Annotated in this window: 21 protein-coding genes; 10 read left to right on the top strand and 11 right to left on the bottom strand. The window is 64.9% G+C overall.

Going from position 1 to position 20,457, the window contains the following annotated elements:
* Positions 1-95: 95 nt before the first annotated feature.
* Both E4K65_RS47880 and E4K65_RS37730 read right to left on the bottom strand, forming a co-directional pair.
* Positions 96-269 (bottom strand): hypothetical protein, encoded by a 174-nt coding sequence (locus E4K65_RS47880; RefSeq protein ID WP_167771469.1) that lies wholly within the window; start codon positions 267-269, stop codon positions 96-98.
* Between the two features lie 288 nt (positions 270-557).
* Positions 558-1,037 (bottom strand): hypothetical protein, encoded by a 480-nt coding sequence (locus E4K65_RS37730; RefSeq protein ID WP_135178406.1) that lies wholly within the window; start codon positions 1,035-1,037, stop codon positions 558-560.
* A gap of 248 nt (positions 1,038-1,285) precedes the next feature.
* Between E4K65_RS37730 and E4K65_RS37725 the strand changes: the two genes are divergently transcribed.
* Positions 1,286-2,941 (top strand): fumarate hydratase, encoded by a 1,656-nt coding sequence (locus E4K65_RS37725; protein ID WP_135178405.1) that lies wholly within the window; start codon positions 1,286-1,288, stop codon positions 2,939-2,941.
* Between the two features lie 40 nt (positions 2,942-2,981).
* On the opposite strand, the gene E4K65_RS37720 is transcribed toward E4K65_RS37725, so the two are convergent.
* The 6 genes from E4K65_RS37720 to E4K65_RS37695 form a co-directional block, all read right to left on the bottom strand.
* Entirely contained in the window at positions 2,982-3,902 is a 921-nt protein-coding gene (locus E4K65_RS37720; protein WP_135178404.1) for an SH3 domain-containing protein, read from the bottom strand.
* 16 nt (positions 3,903-3,918) lie between these two features.
* Positions 3,919-4,215, bottom strand: coding sequence for a hypothetical protein (locus E4K65_RS37715; RefSeq protein WP_027548542.1), 297 nt, complete (start codon positions 4,213-4,215; stop codon positions 3,919-3,921).
* Positions 4,216-4,321: 106 nt separating this feature from the next.
* The gene (locus tag E4K65_RS37710; RefSeq protein WP_027548543.1) at positions 4,322-4,876 is read right to left on the bottom strand and encodes an inner membrane-spanning protein YciB; all 555 of its coding nucleotides are present in this window, start codon (positions 4,874-4,876) and stop codon (positions 4,322-4,324) included.
* Positions 4,877-4,888: 12 nt separating this feature from the next.
* Positions 4,889-5,464, bottom strand: coding sequence for a hypothetical protein (locus tag E4K65_RS37705; RefSeq protein ID WP_135178403.1), 576 nt, complete (start codon positions 5,462-5,464; stop codon positions 4,889-4,891).
* Positions 5,465-5,540: 76 nt separating this feature from the next.
* Positions 5,541-5,804, bottom strand: a complete 264-nt coding sequence (locus E4K65_RS37700; protein WP_135178402.1) for a hypothetical protein — start codon at positions 5,802-5,804, stop codon at positions 5,541-5,543.
* 151 nt (positions 5,805-5,955) lie between these two features.
* On the bottom strand, positions 5,956-7,353 hold the full coding sequence (locus E4K65_RS37695; RefSeq protein ID WP_135178401.1) for a carotenoid oxygenase family protein: 1,398 nt from the start codon (positions 7,351-7,353) through the stop codon (positions 5,956-5,958).
* A gap of 107 nt (positions 7,354-7,460) precedes the next feature.
* On the opposite strand from E4K65_RS37695, the gene E4K65_RS37690 reads away from it, so the two are divergent.
* The gene (locus tag E4K65_RS37690; RefSeq protein WP_135178400.1) at positions 7,461-8,201 is read left to right on the top strand and encodes a TetR/AcrR family transcriptional regulator; all 741 of its coding nucleotides are present in this window, start codon (positions 7,461-7,463) and stop codon (positions 8,199-8,201) included.
* Positions 8,202-8,223: 22 nt separating this feature from the next.
* On the opposite strand, the gene E4K65_RS37685 is transcribed toward E4K65_RS37690, so the two are convergent.
* Positions 8,224-8,829 carry a hypothetical protein gene (locus E4K65_RS37685; protein WP_167771476.1) on the bottom strand — a complete coding sequence of 202 codons (606 nt, stop codon included), beginning with the start codon at positions 8,827-8,829 and terminating at the stop codon, positions 8,224-8,226.
* 163 nt (positions 8,830-8,992) lie between these two features.
* On the opposite strand from E4K65_RS37685, the gene E4K65_RS37680 reads away from it, so the two are divergent.
* Positions 8,993-9,550: an SET domain-containing protein gene (locus tag E4K65_RS37680; RefSeq protein ID WP_135178398.1), complete on the top strand. Its 558-nt coding sequence runs from the start codon at positions 8,993-8,995 to the stop codon at positions 9,548-9,550.
* A 142-nt stretch (positions 9,551-9,692) separates the two neighbouring features.
* Here the strand turns inward: E4K65_RS37680 and E4K65_RS37675 are convergent, their stop codons facing one another.
* A complete protein-coding gene (locus E4K65_RS37675; RefSeq protein WP_135178397.1) occupies positions 9,693-10,091 on the bottom strand; it encodes a hypothetical protein in 399 nt (132 codons plus the stop codon).
* A 51-nt stretch (positions 10,092-10,142) separates the two neighbouring features.
* On the bottom strand, positions 10,143-10,373 hold the full coding sequence (locus tag E4K65_RS37670; protein WP_135178396.1) for a hypothetical protein: 231 nt from the start codon (positions 10,371-10,373) through the stop codon (positions 10,143-10,145).
* A 188-nt stretch (positions 10,374-10,561) separates the two neighbouring features.
* On the opposite strand from E4K65_RS37670, the gene xylB reads away from it, so the two are divergent.
* The 7 genes from xylB (at position 10,562) to E4K65_RS37635 (ending at position 20,457) form a co-directional block, all read left to right on the top strand.
* Complete coding sequence (gene xylB / locus E4K65_RS37665) at positions 10,562-12,007, top strand: xylulokinase (RefSeq protein WP_135178443.1); 1,446 nt, start codon at positions 10,562-10,564, stop codon at positions 12,005-12,007.
* A gap of 126 nt (positions 12,008-12,133) precedes the next feature.
* The gene (locus tag E4K65_RS37660) at positions 12,134-13,657 is read left to right on the top strand and encodes a sugar ABC transporter ATP-binding protein (RefSeq protein WP_135178395.1); all 1,524 of its coding nucleotides are present in this window, start codon (positions 12,134-12,136) and stop codon (positions 13,655-13,657) included.
* The gene (locus E4K65_RS37655) at positions 13,650-14,690 is read left to right on the top strand and encodes an ABC transporter permease subunit (RefSeq protein WP_027548554.1); all 1,041 of its coding nucleotides are present in this window, start codon (positions 13,650-13,652) and stop codon (positions 14,688-14,690) included. Before E4K65_RS37660 ends, E4K65_RS37655 begins: the two co-directional genes overlap by 8 nt.
* A gap of 101 nt (positions 14,691-14,791) precedes the next feature.
* Positions 14,792-15,739 carry an ABC transporter substrate-binding protein gene (locus E4K65_RS37650; RefSeq protein ID WP_135178394.1) on the top strand — a complete coding sequence of 316 codons (948 nt, stop codon included), beginning with the start codon at positions 14,792-14,794 and terminating at the stop codon, positions 15,737-15,739.
* 351 nt (positions 15,740-16,090) lie between these two features.
* Positions 16,091-17,182 carry an AI-2E family transporter gene (locus E4K65_RS37645; protein WP_167771467.1) on the top strand — a complete coding sequence of 364 codons (1,092 nt, stop codon included), beginning with the start codon at positions 16,091-16,093 and terminating at the stop codon, positions 17,180-17,182.
* 63 nt (positions 17,183-17,245) lie between these two features.
* Positions 17,246-19,465, top strand: a complete 2,220-nt coding sequence (locus E4K65_RS37640; protein WP_135178393.1) for a TerB family tellurite resistance protein — start codon at positions 17,246-17,248, stop codon at positions 19,463-19,465.
* Positions 19,466-19,494: 29 nt separating this feature from the next.
* Positions 19,495-20,457 (top strand): phosphate acetyltransferase, encoded by a 963-nt coding sequence (locus E4K65_RS37635; protein WP_135178392.1) that lies wholly within the window; start codon positions 19,495-19,497, stop codon positions 20,455-20,457.

Genomic DNA, 20,457 nt, shown 5'->3' with positions numbered 1-20,457 from the left:
GGACCGGCCGTTTCGGGCGATGCGCGCTCACCACACGCCGGACACGCGAAAAGCCCGATCAACCGGATCGGGCGCTTCACTGGGATAAAGGCCGATCAGGCGAGCTGATCGATCCGCGTGCCCTGGCCCGGCGGCAGCGGCACGGGCGGCTGCGGCTTGTGGGTCGGGTCGGTATCCTCTGTCTTGGCCTGGGCGTCCTGCTGCTTGGTCGTGTCGTAGCTCGGGACCACGATCGCGATCGGCGGCGGCGCAACGGTAGAAACGCTCATCCACAAATCCTCACACATGGAAACAATTGAGTCTGCCCTGCGAGGAGCGAAGTTTCCTTCAAGCCAATTGTTAAAATGCGAGGGATCTGGTGCGGTGGAGGCACTGACTTGTGCTTCACGGCACTATGTCTGAGAGACGACGCGATCTCTCCTCGTCATTGCGAGCGTAGCGAAGCAATCCAGTCGGTCTCCGCGGGGGGACTCTGGATTGCTTCGCTGCGCTCGCAATGACGGTGTGTGTGGCGGGCGATGTTACGACGCGTGTAGGGCGCCTGCGGTAAGACGCCTCTACTCGTCCTTCGGCCGCGTGATCGCGATCGACGCTTCCGTCTTGGTGCGCGAGCAGTCCATGTTGAGGCGCTTGAAGCGCATCGACACCTTGTCGCCGCGGAGCAGGCCCATGCGCTTCAGGCAGCGCGTCGCGCCTTTCGCGGTGTCGTCCTTCGGCACCGTGAAGATGATCGCGGCCGCGGACGCGACGAGGTCATAGAACTGCGGCGTCGGCTTGCGGTCGCCCTTGGCATAGAGCTCGTTGGAATAGTTCTGTCCCTGCGCGCGGCAGCCGAGCGACAGCTCCTTCGCCGCCGGGTGGGTGAGGTAGATGATATTGGCGGCCTTGAAGTTGACCTTCAGCCTGTCGACGCCGCTCGCGAGCTGCTTTGCGATGTCGTCGCACTGGTCCGCGCGGGCAGGCGAGGCGAGGGTCACAAGTCCGGTGATGGCGGCGGCGACCAGGATCGCGCCGCGGAAGTTCAGTTTGAAAATCATGATGAAAAGCCCCTTAGGGCGCGCATTCAACCTTCGTCGCGCGCCGAGCGCAAGGGGTGGACCCAAGGCCTGCCGGGCACGATCATCACCACCTGCGTCAGGCCGACGGTGACCGAAAAAGGGCCGTCATGACGTCGAATCGGGATGGCCCGACCGCGCCGGAACGCCTTCCCTTTACGGCAAAAAAGCTTAGAACGCTTCTATGCCAGGGGCCCGCGCGAGGGCTCCAAAACCCCGAGATTCGCTCCATGAACGCTCCCACCGCCTTCCCTGACCCCGCAAAGCCCGTTCCGCCCTACAAGCACACCCCGCTGTTCCCACTGGGCAAGGACGAGACGCCCTACAAGAAGATTTCGTCCGAGGGCATCAGGGTCGAGAAGGTCCTGGGGAAGGACATGCTGGTGGTGTCGCGCGAGGCGCTGCGGGCGCTGTCGGAGGCGGCTTTCGGCGACATCAATCATTATTTGCGCCCCGGCCATCTGAAGCAGCTCCGTGCGATCCTGGAGGATGGCGAGGCGAGCCCCAACGACAAGTTCGTCGCGCTCGACTTCCTGAAGAACGCCAACATCGCCGCCGGCGGCGTGCTGCCGATGTGCCAGGACACCGGCACCGCGATCATCATGGGCAAGAAGGGCTGCAACGTCATCACCGACGGTGACGACGAGGCGGCGCTGTCGGAAGGCGCGCGTGATGCTTACCTCCGCCGCAACCTGCGCTACTCGCAGGTCGCGCCCTTGTCGATGTACGAGGAGAAGAACACCGCCAACAACATGCCGGCGCAGTGCGAGATCTACGCCGAGGGCGACGACGCCTACAAGTTCATGTTCATGGCCAAGGGGGGCGGCAGCGCCAACAAGAGCTTCCTGTTCCAGGCGACGCCCTCGGTGCTGACCAAGGACCGGCTGCTCGCCTTCCTGAAGGAGAAGATCCTCACCCTCGGCACCGCGGCGTGCCCGCCCTATCACCTCGCCATCGTGATCGGCGGCACCTCGGCCGAGCTCTGCATGAAGACGGTGAAGCTGGCGTCGGCCCGCTATCTCGACGCACTGCCGACCCACGGCTCGCCGGACGGGAACGCCTTCCGCGACGTCGAGATGGAGAAGGAAATCCACAAGATGACGCAGTCGCTCGGCGTCGGCGCGCAGTTCGGTGGCAAGTATTTCTGCCACGACGTGCGCGTGATCCGCATGCCGCGTCATGGCGCCTCGCTGCCGATCGGCCTTGGCGTGTCCTGCTCCGCCGACCGCCAGGTGCTCGGCAAGATCACGAAGGACGGCATCTATCTCGAGGAGCTCGAGCACAACCCGGCGCAGTATCTGCCGCAGGTCGAGCAGTCGCTCGGCGGCGAGGTCGTCAAGATCGACCTCAACCAGCCGATGAAGGACATTCTGGCGACGTTCTCGAAATACCCGATCAAGACCCGGGTCTCGATGACCGGCACCATGATCGTCGCGCGCGATAGCGCCCATGCCAAGCTGCGCGAGCGGCTGGAGAAGGGCGAGCCGCTGCCGGATTATTTCAAGAACCACCCGGTCTACTACGCCGGCCCCGCCAAGACGCCGGAGGGCTATGCCTCCGGTGCGTTCGGTCCGACCACCGCGGGCCGCATGGATTCCTTCGTCGACCAGTTCCAGGCCGCGGGCGGCTCGATGGTGATGGTGGCCAAGGGCAACCGCGCGCCGGCCGTGCGCGAGGCCTGCAAGAAGTATGGCGGCTTCTATCTCGGCTCGATCGGCGGCGCGGCGGCGAACCTCGCCGAGCACTGCATCAAGAAGGTCGAGGTGCTCGAATATCCCGAGCTCGGCATGGAAGCGATCTGGCGCATCGAAGTCGTCGACTTCCCCGCCTTCATCATCATCGACGACAAGGGCAATGACTTCTTCAAGGAGTTGAATTTGGGCTAGCTCTTCACCTCTCCCCGCTTGCGGGGCGAGGGAGAAGAGTTCAACTGCAATTCGTGACCTGGTTGGAGCAGAGCGCGCGCCACCAGCCGCGGACGCCGTCCTGGCTCTCGACGAGGCCCCAGAGGCCGCTGCAGGCAAAGATTCGCTTCGGGCCGCCGTCTGTGTCGATGGGGCCGCCGAGCTCGCGCTGCGCCGGCATCCATTTGGCATCGACGAAGGGGGCCTGAAACAGGCCGCCCATTCGCGTCGCGCCGTTGGCGTAGGACGCGCCGACCTTGTTGGAGGCGACCCAGCCGCGTCCGGCATAGGGCTTTGGCGCGCTGCGCGGATATTTCTTGTCGTCCTCGTAGTCCTTGCCCGGCGGCTTGGCGCCTTCGATCAGAAACCAGCCGTCCTTGAAGCCGATGATGCGGAATTCGGTGAGCCAGCCGCCCTCGGGCGTGTTCTCGGCGCCGCCAAGCTTCAGACGGTAGGGCGGCGGCAGCGTGCCGAGCACGCGTGCCTTCACTGACGGCTCGGCGCGCACATTGAGGCCGTTCGGATCCTTGTCGACGGACCAGGCGCCGAGATCGCAGGGCTCGGTGCCGTCGGGCAGCGTTGCGCGCTTGCCGGCGAGATCGGCGTGCAGCTTTGCGAAATCAGTGTCGTCGTTGCCAGGATCCGGCCCGGTGCGCGGCTTCAACTCGGCTGAGACCGCGCGCGTCGCATCCGGCGTCAGCGTGACCACGAGCGCCTGGCGCGCGGCGAACACGCTTGCGGGTGTCTTCGGATCATTCGACGTCGCCGGATAAACGGCGAGATAACCGGTCGAGCCATCGGTCCGGTAGGCCGTGCCGGCGACATAGCCCGCCGGCACCATGGCGAGCGCGCTTGCGCGCCAAGCCGGTTCGGTGTCATCCGCGCGCGCCGCTTGTGTCGCGATGCACAGGATCGATGCCGCGATGAGACGGAGCACGCGCACGGTTCGCAACGCGGCCTTACGCCCGCACGCCCGTGAACGGAAAACTGCCCATCGGGCCGATGCCCATCTCGCCGCTCATGCTGTCGCCGGACACCGTTCCGATGAACTCGAGCGTCAACGGCATCGGATTGGTGATCGAGACTTTCCAGTTGACGGCGTCGCCGCTGACGGTGCCGTCGAAGATCTCGGCGGTATTTCCTTCCGCGCCTTGCGTGCCCGTGAGCGCGCCGCCGGCGGCCTTCAGGCTCAGCGTCGCGTTGCGCTCGCCCATCGGCGTCGTCATGGTCAGATTCCAGTTGCCGTCTACGGCCATTCCCGTCTCCCGAACAAATCCCGGCGGGCCGCGACGATCCGCGGCCAGTCCTGAGCGAGCCTATAACCCAACTCGGCGCGCCTGCCTAACGCTGCATTGGAGGCATTCAGGCGCGGGCGGCGGCGCGCCGGCGGCTGGTGACGATGAGCCGCAGAACGACATACTGCACGGCAAAGGCGAGGATCTTGGCGCCGCCCGCGACCACCGTGATGTAGAACGCCCACAGCTTCAGATCGCCTGTGGAGGCGACCGCGATCATGCCGGCGCCGATCACGAACATCAGCACCGCCCAGGCATAGCCCGCAGCGGTGACATATTCCGGAACGGTCTCGGCGACGATCGGCGGCATGTAGCGCAGCATCCAGCCGCGCTTGAGCATGATGGCGCCGATCGCGAAATGCGCGATCGAGGGCTTTGCCAGCATGAAGCGGGGATCATTGGTCAGCAGCGTGACCGTCCCCAGCACGATGACGAGCGCGAGGCTTGCATAGGTCATGTAGTTGAGCTGCTGCCCCTTGACGCGGGCGTAGATCACCTGCGCGATCGCACCGGCAATCGCCACCGACGTTGCCAGGACGACGTTGTCGGTGATGAGGTAGACGACCAGGAAGACGATGGCGGAGAGGAAGTCGGAGGCGAGGCGGGCGAATACGTCCTTCATCGTCGATCCTGTTCAGCGAGCGTTGGGCAGTGCGGCGACCGGCGTACCGTACTTGATCTGGCGATACTCGGGATACCATTTTGTGAAGTAGATCGCGCTGTTGCGGGCGGCGAAGGCGACCGCAAGGCTCGACCAGAGGGGAAGGCCGGGGACGTAGAGCAGCACGAGATTGGCGGCCGCCATCAGCAGCGCGGCCGCGGTCCATGCGCCGGTGATGACGTAATTGGCATAGAGAAAGCCGGGCATCGCCGCGGTTTCGGCCGGGACCGATTCAACCGCATATTGCAGCGTGAAGGGACGGCGGAGCAACATCGAGCCGAGCGAGATGACGAAGATGCCGACATCGACCGACAGCTTGACGCCGAGCGTGCCCAGCGCGGGGTCGCGCAGCGCGAGGTAGAGGCCGATTGCGGCGAACACGATCGCCGAGCCCACAGCCAGGATCTTCACCGAGCGGCCCTGCGCGACATCGATCGCGACGGTGGCGAGACAGATCGCGGAAGCCGCGAACACACTGACCGTGGCCGACGTCACCAGCATCAGGAGCGTGTAGGCGCCGTAGGGCGCGAGGATCAGGAAAATCGTCATGGACCGCCTCGGTCGGGCTAATCTTTACAGTGGAAAGATTTCTACTTTAGGGGGCGGTGCTCGTCAAGTAAAATCTTTACAGTGTCAAAATGACGTAGGTGACCTCCAAAAGATGAAGGCCTGCAACGACTTGGTCAGATGCCTCCTCGGCCAATTCCACCCAGGGCAGGCGCGACAGGATCGGCAGCGCGGAGACGATCAAGAGGCCGAGGCAGAGCAAGATGCCGCCGTTGAAGACGGTATGGCGGCTCCGCCGCAGCCGGATCGTCTGGACTGCGAGCGCGGCGCAGGTCAGGGCGAGGACGGCGAGGCAGGCGGCTGTGATCGAGGGCATGTGCATGGGAAACTCCTCTTTCCGTCATTCCGGAGCACGCGAAGCGTCGAGCCCGGAGCCCATCGGCTTCAGAACACACGGTGAAATGGATTCTCAGATGCGCAATTGCGCATCGTAGCTCGCGACGTCGTCGCGCCCCGGAATGACGCGGTGAGAGCTACGCCGCTCCCACCCAGTTGCCGTGAAAGCCGTCCGGCACGCGGTGGCCGAGTTGCACCAAGGCGGCGGGGCCGGCCTCGATGTCGGTGGCATTGAAGACGGCGAGGTCGCTGCGGTTCTCGCGTGCGCGCCAGACCACCGCGAGCAGCCAGCCGTCGCCTTCGGCTGCATCGCTCGATCGCTCGACGAACACCGGCTCGGAGATGGTGTCGCCGGCGGGCAGCAGATAATGGCCGAGCCGTTTGCCGTTGCCGTCGACATGGACGATGCCGGAGAGTGCGCCGAACATCGGCAGTCTTGGATTGGCGCAGGCGTACCAGCCGTGACGGCTCTTCAGCCCGGCGCGACGATCGTCGATGCGCGGGAATTCGCCGGTGAGATCGTCCAGGTACGTCTGCTGGAAACGATCGGTGTTGCCTGAGAGATCGAACGTCCAGCGGCAATGGCGGGCGCGCGATTTCTCCGGATCGGTCGGCCGGCCGTCGGGATGCGAAAACAGCGGCGCCTCCTCGAACTGCATGACGTCGGCGATGATGCGGTTATCGTCCTCCCACGCGTTCATGACGTGGAAGACGTAGCAGGCCTCAGCACGGAACCAGACGATGTCTTTCGCCGTGCCGTTGCGCTTCATCACGCCGACATAGGCGCCCTTGTCGGGCTCCCAGGCATAGGGCGGCCGTCCGCTCATCGCGCGCTCCATGCTGCCGGTGATGGGAAGGATCGGAAACAGCACATGGTTCGCGGTGACGATGAAGTCATGCACCATGCTGGCATAGGGCGCCTCGAAACGCTCGAAGCGCGTCGCCTTGCCGGATGCATCGATCGATCCGAAGGAGAGGGCAGGCGTCAGCGGCCCCGCGGCGTTGTAGCCAAAGAACAGCATCTCGCCGGTGACGGGATCGACCTTGGGATGCGCGGTAAAACTGCCGGCGACGCGGCCCTGATAGTTGTGATAGCCGCGCGTGGCCAGCGTGCCCGGCTCGATCTCGGTCGGCAAATGCGCTTCTTCCAGCGCCAGCAGCTTGCCGGCATGGAAGATGATGTTGGTATTGGCGACGCCACCGTCGGTGAGGTTTTGCGGCGCATCCGGCAGCTTGCGGCCGAAGCCGCCGAACAAGGCGCGGCCGGCGTCGTGCTCGGCGAGCCATTTCGGCGTGCGGACCCAGCGGTTGCGGTAGCTGGCGCGGCCATTCTCGAGGTGAAAGGCGTGCAGCATGCCGTCGCCGACGAACCAGTGCGCGCCGGGCGCATCGAACTGCGGATTGGGGCCGTTGCGATAGAGCGTGCCGTTCAGCTCGCGCGGCAATTCGCCGACGATCTTGAGGAAGGGCGCGTCGGCCTCGAACGGAATCGGCGCGATATTGTTGTGGCGCTCAGTGATGGCGTTCTGCTGCACGGCGTATCCCTCCTTATCTTTACATCGTAAAGATCAAATAGGGCCGATCGCCGCGCCGGTCAAGCGAAATCTTTACACTGTCAATATTGCGTCATATAGGTTGGCTCATGGGCAAGAGCGATCCGAAGAGCGAAACCAGGTCCGAAGCGGCGCGCATCGTGCGCGCCCCGAGGAAGGCATCGTCGGCGACGAGCGGGCGTCCTGCACGCCGTCCGGCCAGTGCGAAGACGGAGACGCCGTATCATCACGGCGCGCTGCGCGAAGCGCTGCTCCAGGCCGCCGAACGGGTGCTGGAGCGCGACGGGCTTGCCGGCCTGACATTGCGCGCGGTGGCGCGCGAGGCGGGCGTTTCGCATGCCGCGCCGACCCATCATTTCGGCGATCTCACCGGCCTTCTCAGCGAGCTTGCGGCCGTCGGCTTCCGCCAGTTCAACGCGGCGATGGCGTCGGCCTGCGACACCGCCACCACGCCGCTCGCGCGGGCATTGGCGCGGCCGAAAGCCTATGTCGCCTATGCGCAGGCCCATCCCGGCATGTACGGCATCATGTTCCGCACCGAGCGGCTCGACTATTCCAGGCCCTCGCTGCACGAGGCGGCCGAGGCTTCCTTCGCCGGACTTGCCAATGCCATCGGCGCGATGCGGCAGGAGCAGATCAGCGGCGACGCCCTGACGCTCGACCAGGGCGCCGCGATCGCGCGGGCCTGGTCGATGGTGCACGGCTTCACCACACTGCTGCTCGACGGGCGGCTCTCGGACATCCTCGAGCGGCTGCCCGAGGGCACGACGACCGAGCGGCTGCTCGAGGCGATGCTGACGGCGCCGATTACGGCGAAGCTGCCGGCATAGTGCCGTCGATCGGGCGCAGCACCTAGCGCATCGTCGCGAGTTCGACGGCGCGGCCGCGCGTGCCGATGATCTTCACCTCGTCCTTGCCGCAAGTGAAGCTGCGGGCAAAGTCATCCGCGCCTTTGCGCGCAAGTTCATTGGCGGTGGGGTTGGCGATCGCGTCGACATAGGCGACATGGCAGACCGGGCCCGGCGGCAGCCGCGTCACGACCAGCATGGCCTTGGTGTTCGGCCGTCCCTGCTTGTCGGGATCGCTGCCGTCGGCGATGTGCCAGCGCTGGATGATCGCAAACGGTTTTGGGCCGGCGGCGCGCCACTCGACGGTGGTCTCGGATGAATTGAACGGCGCGAACCAGATCTTTGCCGCCGGTTCCTCGGCCGCCTCCTTGCGATTGCGCCCGACCGAGACGATCTCGCGAAGATCGTCCTCGGCGATCAGCACCATCAGGCCGTCTTTGCCGGGACAGATGCGCGTCGTGCTGCCGTCGAGCGCGCTGGGCTTTCCGACCTGGCGGCAGTCCTTGGGCGCCGTCGAAGTGTAGGTGCTGCCCACGGATTGGGCGTTCGCGCCACCGAGGACGGCGCACATCAGCAACATGGCGAGGCACGTTGTGGTGATGCGGGTCATCATGAGGCCTTGATGCATCGGGAACTCCGTACCATCGGACGTCTTGATTGTGGGCAAGGTTCAAACAGGCGCAGCGAAGACCTGACAGCGGCGCGGAATCGTTCTAGAAGAGCGGCTTCGCTTGGGCCCGTCCGGCCTCGTTCGCGTCCTCGTTCTTCAGATCATGCCAGCCACATCGTCGAACAAACCTTATCGCGTCGCCCGCTCCAAGACCGGGCTTGGCCTCTTCGCCACCAAACCGATCAAGAAGGGAACCCGGATCATCCGTTATTTCGGACCGATCCTGGACTCCCGGATTCCTGCGCACGACGAGATCGAGAACAAATATCTGTTCGAGCTCAACGGCCGCTGGACCATCGACGGCTCGGTGCGCAAGAACCTCGCGCGCTACATCAACCATTCCTGCCGGCCCAACGCCGAGTCCGACGTTCGCCCGCGCGAGCGCAAGGTCTTTATCCGCGCCATCCGGAACATCGAGCCGGGCGACGAGATCAACTACGACTACGGCACCGACTATTTCAAAGCCTATCTGAAGCCGATCGGCTGCAAGTGCGAGTCCTGCGAGAAGAAGCGCAAGAAGCTGCGTGCCGAAGCGCGGGCCGAGCGCACCAAGGTGAAGGCGCGCACGGAAGCCAAGGCCAAGAAGGCGGGCGCCAAGAGCGCCAAGAAGAAGCTCAACGGTCACGCCGTCGGCAAGGCGAACGGTAGCGCGCGGGCGTAGCCAGCTCTCGCTCTTCCAGCCCCGCTGTCATGCCCCGGCTTGACCGGGGCATCCAGTAGGCCGCAGCTTCTCCGTATTCAGCTGACGTCTCGGATACTGGGTCGCCCGGCTAAACCGGGCGACGACAGCAGCGGATGTGGCCTCACGCCGCCACAACACGCCCGCTCTTCCGCAATCCCATATATTGCAGCTCGGCGAACACGCCGGTGGCGATCGCCTGGGCCACGACCATGAACTCGCCGGCGATGTTCGGCGAGACCGCGCCCGAGAGCAGCAGCGCGATGCTGCCGACGGTCCAGGCCGCGTTGCCGATCACGACCAGCAGCACGAGCGGCTTCGGCACCGCGGTGCGCGCGGCAAGCCAGCCGACCAGCGCGGTGTAGGCGATCAGGAACAGGCCGGTTTCGCGCAGCAGCGCTTCGGGCAGGTTGAACAGCGTTGCGAAGGCGCCTGCGCCGAAAGTGAAGCCGAGGGCGGCCACGCCGCTGAAGATCGCGTCGGCGAGCAGGGCGCGGCGCAGGAAGGTGGATGCGTCAATCATCGGAGGTCTCCTTGCTTGGGTTGGACTTGGGGTGAAATCCTGGGGTGGAAGTCAGCGTATTCCGCGCCACCAGGCGCGGAGCAGGCGGGCGATGCGGAACGGGCAGAGGCTCCTGCCGACGCCGTGCTCGAAGGCGAGCACCTGCGCGACCACGTAGTCGCCGGTCGAATGCACCAGCGGCTCGGGCATGTTGAGGCTGCGCGCCAGCATGCGGGTTGCGAACGCCATGGCCCAGGGAAGAAGGTGGTCTGCGACGGTCCGGTAGAGCAGCAGCGCGATCATGGTCATCTCCTGTGCTCGGGAAGATGCGCCGCGGCGATGCCGAATTCGATTACCTCGCAGGTAAGCAGGGCGCCCGTGGATCGACGAATGGCAGGGCTTGCCTTGACGCGATCAGGCTTCTTGGATTGATTGGGCCATCCGACCTCGCCACGCCGTCGGCCATCCGACGTCGGCAATTGTATGTATCCATGTATCTCGGCATCGATCTCGGCACCTCGGCGGTCAAGACCGTTCTCGTCGACTCCGCGCAGCGGGTGATTGCGAGCGAAAGCCGGCCGTTGACCACCGCCTCGCCGCTATCAGGCTATTGCGAGCAGGATCCCGCGCAGTGGGTCGATGCGACCTTTGCCACGCTGGATGCCTTGAAAGCGACGCATGCCAGCGCGTTGGCCGTGGTCGAAGGGATCGGACTGTCCGGTCAGATGCATGGCGCCACGCTGCTTGATGCGAGCGCAAGGCCGTTGCGGCCCTGCATCCTCTGGAACGACGGACGGTCCGTCGCTGAGTGCCGTATCCTGGAGCAACGCTGGCCCGCCTTGCGTGCGACGACGGGCAACAAGGCGATGCCCGGATTCACGGCGCCGAAGCTGCTCTGGATTGCGATGCACGAGCCTGAGGTTTTTGCAGCGACGAAACTTGTCCTGCTTCCGAAGGCTTATTTGCGCCTGGTCCTGACGGGCGAAGCCGTCGAGGATGTCTCGGACGCATCGGGCTCGCTGTGGCTCGACGCCGCGCGCAGGGATTGGTCGGATGCAGCGCTGGCCGCGACAGGCCTGTCGCGCGATCACATGCCACGTCTGGTCGAGGGCTGCGCGCCCGCGGCAACGTTGCGCAGCGAGCTCGCGCAACGCTGGGGCATGATCAGACGGCCGATTTTCGCGGGCGGTGCCGGTGACAATCCGGCGGGTGCCGTCGGCATTGGCGCGATCAGGGCGGGAACCGCGTTCATTTCGCTGGGAACCTCGGGCGCCTTGCTGGCGCCGACGAGCAGGATGGCCGCCAACCCGGATCGCGGGGTGCATACGTTCTGCCATGCCATCCCCGCCATGTGGATTCAGGCCGGCGCGATCCTTTCCGCGGCCTCCTGTCTCGCCTGGATCTCGCGCTTGTTCGGCATTGCCGAGGCGGAATTGCTGGCACCGCTTGGGTCGCGCCCGCAGCTGCCCTCGCCGGTGAGCTTCTTGCCCTATCTGGCGGGCGAGCGGACCCCGCATGACGACCCCGTCGTGCGTGGCATGCTCGATGGCTTGAGCCACGGCACCGACCGCGAGGCGATCGTGCAGGCCGTGCTCGAGGGCGTCGCCTTCGCGCTCGCAGATTGCCGGGACGTGCTCGCGGATGCCGGCATCGGGATCGCGGAAGCCGATGCCATCGGAGGCGGTTCACGGTCCCGGTTCTGGCTGGCGGTGCTGGCAAGCGTTCTGAATGTTCCGATCCATCGCTTTGCCGAAGGTGAAACGGGAGCGGCGTTCGGTGCGGCGAGATTGGGGCGTCTTGCTGTCACGGGCGAGGCAATCGACACCGTCTGCACGCCGCCGCGACGCATCGAGACATTCGAACCCGACCGCGTGCTGGTCGATGCCTATGCCGATCGGCTTCCCGCCTGGCGCGAACTGTATCGGCCACGCCAATAGCGCCGTTTCGATTTCGCTTTCCCGCCTGTTCGGTATTGCCCTGTGCCGCGGCGTTTTGTTTAATGCGCGAACCGCGCTGACGAAACGAGACGCGGGTGGGAAACGCATTGTGCGTCGGGAGGCACGATGAACGATCCGATCCTCGAGATGCGCGGGGTCTCGAAAAGCTTCTTCGGTATCAAGGCGCTGCGTGCCGTCGATCTCACCGTCTATCCCGGCGAAATCCATGCCCTGATGGGCGAGAATGGCGCCGGCAAATCGACGCTGATGAAGATATTGTCCGGCGCCTACCGGCCCGATCCGGGCGGAGAGATCCGCATCGAGGGCAAGCCGGTGCGGATCGAAGGCCCGCTCGGCGGCCGCGCCGCGGGCATCTCCATCATCTATCAGGAGCTGTCTTTGGCTCCCAATCTCAGTGTCGCGGAGAATATTTATCTCGGCCGCGAGATCTCGCGCTCGGGCTTGCTGGCGCGTGGCACCATGCGCCAGGGCGTTGGCCCCATCCTGGAACGGCTGGGCGCGGACTTCCAGCCATCGACATTGGTCGCGCATCTGTCGATGGGCCAGCGCCAGCTCGTCGAGATCGCGCGTGCGCTGCACGCGCGGTCGAAAATCCTGATCATGGACGAACCGACCACCGCGCTCTCGGCCGGCGAGAGCGAGCGGCTGTTCATGCTGATCCGTCAGCTTCGCGCCGAGGGGCTCGCCATCATCTACATCTCGCACCGCATGGACGAGGTCTATGCGCTCGGCGACCGCGTCACCGTCCTGCGCGATGGCCGTCTGGTCGGCTCGCTCGACAAGCCGGAGATCCGCGCCGATACCATCGTGCGGCTGATGGTGGGGCGCGACGTCTCCTCCTTCTACAAGAAGGACCATGACCCGGAGGCGGGGCGGGGACACCCCGTGCTCGGTGCGATCGACATGTCCGACGGCCTGCGCGTCAAGGGTTGCTCGCTCACCGTGCATGCGGGCGAGGTGGTGGGGCTTGCCGGCCTGATCGGCGCCGGCCGCACGGAGCTTGCGCATCTCATCATCGGCGCGGCGGCAAAAACGTCGGGCCGTCTCGAACTCGAAGGCCAGCCGATCGACATCCGCACGCCCGGCGAGGCCCTCGAGGCCGGCATCGCCTATCTGACGGAGGACAGGAAGGCGCTCGGCCTGTTTCTCGACATGTCATGCCTGGACAACATCAATCTCGCGGTGCTCGGGCGCGATGCGAAGCTTGGCTGGTTCCTGGATGGTGACAAGGCGCGCGAGCGTGCCGACAGGGCCTTTGCGGGGCTCAGCATCCGCGCCGCCAATGCCGGCGTGCCGGCCGGGGGCCTGTCCGGCGGCAACCAGCAGAAGGTGCTCTTGTCGCGGCTTCTCGCCATCGCGCCAAAGATCCTGATCCTCGACGAGCCGACACGCGGCGTCGATGTCGGCGCCAAGTCGGAGATCTATTCGATCATCGACAATCTCGCCAAGGCCGGCACCGCGATCCTGGTCATCTCGTCCGATCTGCCTGAGATCATCGGCATCTGCGACCGCGTCATCGTGATGCGGTCGGGACACATCGCGGGCGAGGTCAACCGAACCGAGACGGCGCCGCTCAATCAGGAGGATATCATGGCACTTGCCACGGGGATGGAGCATCTGGATGCCTGATAACGGATCGACGCAGGCGAAGGCCGCCACGGCAAATGGCCTCGCCGCCGCCCAGGAGACCAGGCGCCAGCGCATCAGGCTGCTGATCCGCGCCGCCGGCATGCTGCCCGTGCTGCTGCTGCTATGCGCCGGCTTTCACTACCTGTCGGACGGCCGTTTCTTCACCGGACAGAATCTCGGCATCGTCTTGCAGCAGGCCGCCGTCAACACCGTGCTTGCCGCGGGCATGACCTTCGTCATTCTGACCGGCGGCATCGATCTCTCGGTCGGCTCGATCCTGGCGGCGTCCGCGATGGCCGGCCTGACGATGTCGAAACTGCCGGAACTCGGAGCGCTGTGGCTGCCGGCCGCCGTTCTCACCGGTCTCGGCTTCGGTGTCGTCAATGGCGCGCTGATCGCGCTCTTGCGCCTGCCGCCGTTCATCGTCACGCTGGGCTCGCTCACCGCCGTGCGCGGTCTGGCGCGGCTGCTCGGCGCTGACACCACGGTGTTCAATCCCTCCATTCCCTACGCCTTCATCGGCAACGGCTCGCTGACGCTCGTTCCCGGCGTTGCTTCGATCCCGTGGCTCTCGGTGATCGCGTTGCTCGTCATCCTCGCCTCGTGGCTGGTGCTGCGCCGGACCGTGCTCGGTGTGCACATCTACGCGGTGGGCGGCAATGAGAGCGCGGCGCGGCTTGCCGGCATCAAGGTCTGGGCCGTGCTGATCTTCGTCTACGGCGTGTCCGGGCTGCTGGCCGGGCTCGGCGGCGCCATGCAGGCGGCGCGGCTTTATGCGGCCAACGGTCTTCAACTCGGCCAGTCCTATGAACTCGACGCCATCACCGCGGTGATCCTCGGGGGCACCTCCTTCGTCGGCGGTATCGGCTCGATCTGGGGCACGCTGGTCGGCGCGCTGATCATCGCGGTCCTGTCGAACGGCCTCATCCTCACCGGCGTCTCTGACATTTGGCAATATGTGATCAAGGGCCTGGTGATCATCGGCGCCGTGGCGCTGGACCGCTACCGGTTGCAAGGCTCCGCAAGGACTTGAAAGGCTCGGCGCGCACCTGAGCGCGGGCGTTTCGATGTGAGATTCCGGTACGGCAACTGGTCAGCCGTGCCGGAGATGAAGACAGACCAGGGAGGAAGCCAATGTTGAAGACGATCACGCTCGCCGGCGCCGCGACGGCGCTTGCCCTAAGCACCGCGCCGTGCTTCGCCAAGGAGCTCAAGTCGATCGGTGTCTCGCTCGGCTCGCTGGGCAACCCGTTCTTCGTCGCACTGTCGAAGGGCGCCGAGTTCGAGGCCAAGAAGGCCAATCCCAATGTGAAGGTCACCACGGTTGGGTTCGAATACGACCTCGGCAAGCAGGTCACCCAGATCGACAATTTCATCGCCGCCGGCGTCGATCTGATCCTGTTGAACCCCGGCGACCCCAAGGCGATCGGGCCGGCGATCAAGAAGGCGCAGGCGGCGGGTATCGTCGTCGTCGCGGTCGACACCGCGGCCGAAGGCGCCGATGCCACCGTGACCACGAACAACGTCCAGGCCGGCGAGATTTCCTGCCAGTACATCGTGGACAAGCTGGGCGGCAAGGGGGACGTCGTCATCGAGAACGGGCCGCAGGTCTCCGCCGTGATCGACCGCGTCGTCGGCTGCAAGAACGTCCTCTCGAAGAATCCGGGCATCAAGGTGTTGTCCAGCGACCAGGACGGCAAGGGCTCGCGCGAAGGCGGCCTCACCGTCGCGCAAGGCTATCTGACCCGCTTCCCCAAGATCGACGCGATCTTCGCCATCAACGATCCGCAGGCGATCGGCACCGACCTCGCGGCGCGCCAGCAAAATCGCACCGGCATCGTCATCACCGCGGTGGACGGTGCGCCCGACATCGAGGCCGCACTGAAGGATCCCGGATCGCCGCAGATCCAGGCTTCGGCGTCACAGGACCCGTTCTTCATGGCGCGGCGCGCCGTGCAGGTCGGAGTCGGCATTCTCAGTGGCCAGAAGCCGGCCTCGACCGTCGAACTCCTGCCGTCGAAGCTTGTGACCCGGGACAATGTCGCCGAGTACAAGGGGTGGACGTCGGATCGGTCGCAGTAGCCATTCTGCATCTTTCGCGGGGACGTATCGGTCGGTGGCGCTCGGATGGTGCATGGTTGTGCGTCCGAGGCCTCCGTGGTCGCGCTGCAAGACAGCCCCCTGCCGGGAAGGCCCGGCAGGGGTTTTCCGCACTTGGCGTCAAGCTTCAATAATGCAGGCCGAGCTATCAGGCCGACGCACTGCAGCTGGCGACCTCGGACATCGCGGCCTCCCGTGCAGGCAGGTTGGGCTCTGATCATGCCCGACGTCAGCCGATAAGGTCGCCGTATCCGCTCGGGTGCTTGATCCAGATCAAGATCGCAACGTCGAAGCGCCGGCTACGCTCCCTTTAGACCAGATCTGGACGCCGCCTTGAAGACACTTCGCCAGCTTCTCACCGGAGAGGACGTGATCCAGCTCGTGATCCGACTCGGATTGCTGGCTCTGTTGATTGTCTGGACCTTCTATCTGATCCGCCCGTTTGTGACGATTCTGGTCTGGGCCCTCGTGCTTGCTGTCGCGCTCAATCCGGCTTTCGTCCTCCTCGCCAAGATCCTCGGTGGCCGGACGAAGCTTGCCGCGGTGCTTCTCACGGCCGTTAACCTCGCCATTGTCATTGGGCCGGCGGCGTGGCTCGGCTTGGGTGCGGTGGACGGGGTCAAGGACTTTGCCGACGAGCTGGCCGCAGGCGATCTGGCGATTCCTTCGCCGCCGGCCGCGATCAAGACCTGGCCGCTGATCGGCGCACCGCTTTACGAGTTCTGGGATCAGGCCTCGACCAATCTCCGCGCGGTCCTGCAACGGATTGCGCCGTATCTGAAGCCTTTCGCCGGTACGCTCCTCGGCATTGTGGGCGATGCCGGCGTGGGCACCGTCAAATTCCTGCTGTCGGTCGTCGCCGCCGGCTGCCTGTTTCCCTATGGACCGCAGCTCGTGGCGGCGGGCAGGAGCTTCCTGTCGCGGGTCGTGCCCGAGCAGAGCGAGCACTTCCTGGATCTCGCAGGCGCGACCATCCGCGCGGTAGCCCAGGGTGTGATCGGCATCGCCGTCATTCAGGCGCTGCTGGCCGGTATCGGCTTCAAGTTGGCGGGCATTCCGATCGCCGGCTTGCTCGCGCTCCTGGTGCTGTTGCTCTCCATCGTGCAGATCGGCGGAGCCATCATCATGCTCCCCGTGATCATCTGGATATGGACCGACAAGGACGTCACTACCGCATTAATGCTGACGTTGTTCCTCGGAATCGTCAGCATTCTCGACAATATACTGAAACCAATGGTGATGGGACGCGGCCTGACAACGCCGACGCTCGTCATCCTGATCGGCGTGATCGGCGGCACGATCGGCCACGGAATCCTCGGCCTTTTCATCGGACCCATCATCCTGTCGGTGTCCTGGGAGCTCGCCGTGGCCTGGATCAGGACCGATCGCGCCGGCGCGGCGCCGCAAGCGACCATCGACCGTTGACCTAAATCAATGTCGGACGCCTCGGAGCGCCTTGGATGAAGTCGCGCGACGACGAGGCGGAGTATGTCGATGGAAAAGCCAAACCTGCCAGGCGGCCCCTTGTCCGGACTTGTCGCTTCGGCCGTGGAATACATGGTCGACGCGAGCCAGCGGAGTGTGCTGTTCCTGGACATCATGCGTCAGCGCGGCGATCAATACCGGGAGCACGTCGCACAGACGGCGCCGCATGTCCTGCAGTATGCCGCCGAACTGATTATGGACGGCCGTCAGCTGGACGAGCCGGTCAACTATGCGCTGGTCCGTATCATCCCGCCCAAGGACGTGGAGATTGATCTCAAGCGACGGCCGTTTGTCGTGATCGATCCGCGCGCGGGCCATGGCCCGGGCATCGGCGGTTTCAAGGCCGATAGCGAGATCGGCGTCGCGATGAAGGCCGGGCATCCCTGTTACTTCATCGGCTTCCTGCCGGAGCCGATGCCCGGTCAGACCATCGAACGCATCGCGCGCGCCGAAGCCATTTTCATCGAAAAGGTCATCAGCCGTCATCCGGACGCCGACGGAAAGCCTTGCGTGATCGGCAATTGCCAGGCCGGCTGGGCCGTCATGATCCTGGCGTCACTGCGGCCGGAACTGTTCGGGCCGCTGATCATCGCGGGTGCGCCGCTCGCCTATTGGGCCGGCGTGCACGGCAAGTATCCGATGCGTTATTCCGGCGGCCTTCTGGGTGGAAGTTGGCTCACCGCGATGACCAGCGATCTCGGCGCCGGAAAGTTCGACGGCGCCTGGCTGGTGCAGAACTTCGAGAACCAGAATCCATCGAACACCCTGTGGACCAAGCAGTACAACGTCTATTCCAAGGTCGATACCGAGGCGAACCGCTATCTCGAATTCGAGCGATGGTGGGGCGGCCATGTCAACCTGAATGCCGAGGAAATCCAGTTCATCGTCGATGAGCTCTTCATCGGCAACAATCTCGCTGCCGGCAAGATCGAGATGTCCGACGGCCAGAAGGTGGACCTGCGCAACATCAGGTCGCCGATCGTGGTGTTCTGCTCCGAGGGCGACAACGTCACGCCGCCGCAACAGGCGCTGGACTGGATCCTCGATTGCTACGCCGACGTCGACGAGATCAGGGCCTATGGGCAGACGATCGTCTACACCGTTCACGAGAGCGTTGGGCATCTCGGTATCTTCGTGTCCGGCGGCGTCGCCAAGAAAGAACACGCGGAGTTCTCGAGCAACATCGATCTGATCGACGTGCTGCCGCCCGGTCTCTATGAAGCCACGTTCGAAGCCAAGGGCGAGGAGACAACGAGCTCCGACCTCGTGGTCGGCCAGTGGGTGATGCGGTGCGAGGCGCGGACGCTCGACGACATCCGCGCCATGGGCGGCAATTCGCCCGAGGACGAGCGGCGCTTCGCTGCCGCCAAACGCGTCTCGGAACTCAACCTCGCCTCCTACCAGAAGTTCGCCCAGCCCTGGATCAAGAAGCTGGTCACACCGCAAATGGCAGAGACGATGCGCCACCTGCACCCGCTGCGGCTTCAGTATGAGGCGCTCAGCAGCCAAAATCCGTGGATGACGGCTGTGAAGTCGGCCGCTGACGCGATCGAGGACAACCGCAAGCCGGTCGCCAAGGACAATCCGTTCCTTGCATTTCAGGAGCAGGTGTCCAAGCAGATCGTTCACGCACTCGACAGCTGGCGTGACGCACAGGAGGCATTGAGCGAAACGATCTTTCTCAACCTCTACGGCTCGCCGGCGGTGCAGGCCGCGCTTGGGATCGATCCGAAATCCGAGCTGTCGCGCCGGCGCGAAATGTCAGCCGAGCATCGCGCGATGCTGGACAAGCGGGTTGCGCAGCTGAAATCCGGGATCGGCGAGGGCGGCCTGCGCGAGGCGGCCATTCGAAGCCTGCTTTACATCGGGTCGGCGCGGGGAATGGTCGACGAACGCAGCATTGAGGCGTTGCGCCAGATCCGTCGCGACTACAGTGGACAGCGAATGACGCTTCCGGAGTTCAAGATGCTGGTCCGCGAGCAGTTCTTCATGCTGCTGATCGATCGGGAAGGTGCTTTGGCAGCCGTTCAGAAGCTGTTGCCCGAGGATGTCAACCAGCGGCGTGCGGCCTTCGCGGCGATACGCGAGGTGCTCTCCGCAAGCGGCGAGATCACGGGCGAGCGCGCAAGTCGCCTCCGGCGCGTCGCCGCGTTGTTCGGCGTCGATACAGGTGAAGGAGAATCGAACGTCGCCCCTTTCGATCCAAAGGCGAAGGCGTCGTAAGGCTGTCTGCAAGGATTGGGAGCGACATCATGTCAACCGAAGCAAGGCAAACGCAGTCTCCCAGCAAGTATGACCGGTTGATTGCGGCAGCAAAGGCGGTGCCGCCGGTTCCGACAATCGTGGTGCATCCTTGCGACGAAACCTCGTTGCGCGGCGCGGTCGACAGCGCGCAGGCCGGCATCATCCGGCCGATCCTGGTCGGGCCCGCGAACAGAATCGGCGATATCGCGCGCAGCTCCGGCCTCGACATCTCCGGCTTCGAGATCGTCAACGCCGCGCATAGCGAGGAGGCCGCCGCCAAAGGTGTCGAGCTGATCCACGCAGCCAAGGGCGAAATGCTCATGAAGGGTAGCCTTCACACCGATGAGTTGATGCGCGCGGTGACGGCGAAGGTGGGCGGTCTGCGCACCGACCGGCGCATCAGCCATGTGTTCGTGATGGACGTGCCGGTCTATGCCGAAACCCTGTTGGTGACGGATGCCGCGATCAACATCTTTCCCGATCTCGATGCCAAGCGCGACATCATCCAGAACGCCATCGATCTCTACAATGAGGCCGGATTCGGCAAGACGCCGCGGGTGGCAATCCTTTCGGCGGTGGAAACCGTGACGTCCAAGATTCCCTCGACGATCGAAGCGGCTGCGCTCTGCAAGATGGCTGATCGCGGGCAGATCACCGGCGGCGTGCTCGACGGCCCGCTCGCGTTCGACAATGCCATCGATCCCGAGGCCGCGCGCATCAAGGGCATCAAGTCCGAGGTCGCCGGCCGGGCTCAGATCCTCGTCGTTCCCGACCTCGAATCGGGCAACATGCTGGCGAAAAACCTGGCCTACTTTGCCAAGGCCGACGGCGCCGGCATCGTGCTCGGCGCCCGGGTGCCCGTCGTGCTGACGTCACGGGCGGACTCGCCGCGGGCGCGCATGGCATCCTGCGCGGTGGCGTCGCTCTATGCCAATGCCCGGCGTCAACACGCCCCGACAGTTGCCGCGTGA

Origin of the sequence: Bradyrhizobium niftali, from assembly GCF_004571025.1 — a bacterium.
In the GTDB taxonomy this organism is placed as follows: domain Bacteria; phylum Pseudomonadota; class Alphaproteobacteria; order Rhizobiales; family Xanthobacteraceae; genus Bradyrhizobium; species Bradyrhizobium niftali.
The sequence above is the reverse complement of the archived record's forward strand: the minus strand, read 5'-3'. Positions and strand labels throughout refer to the sequence as shown.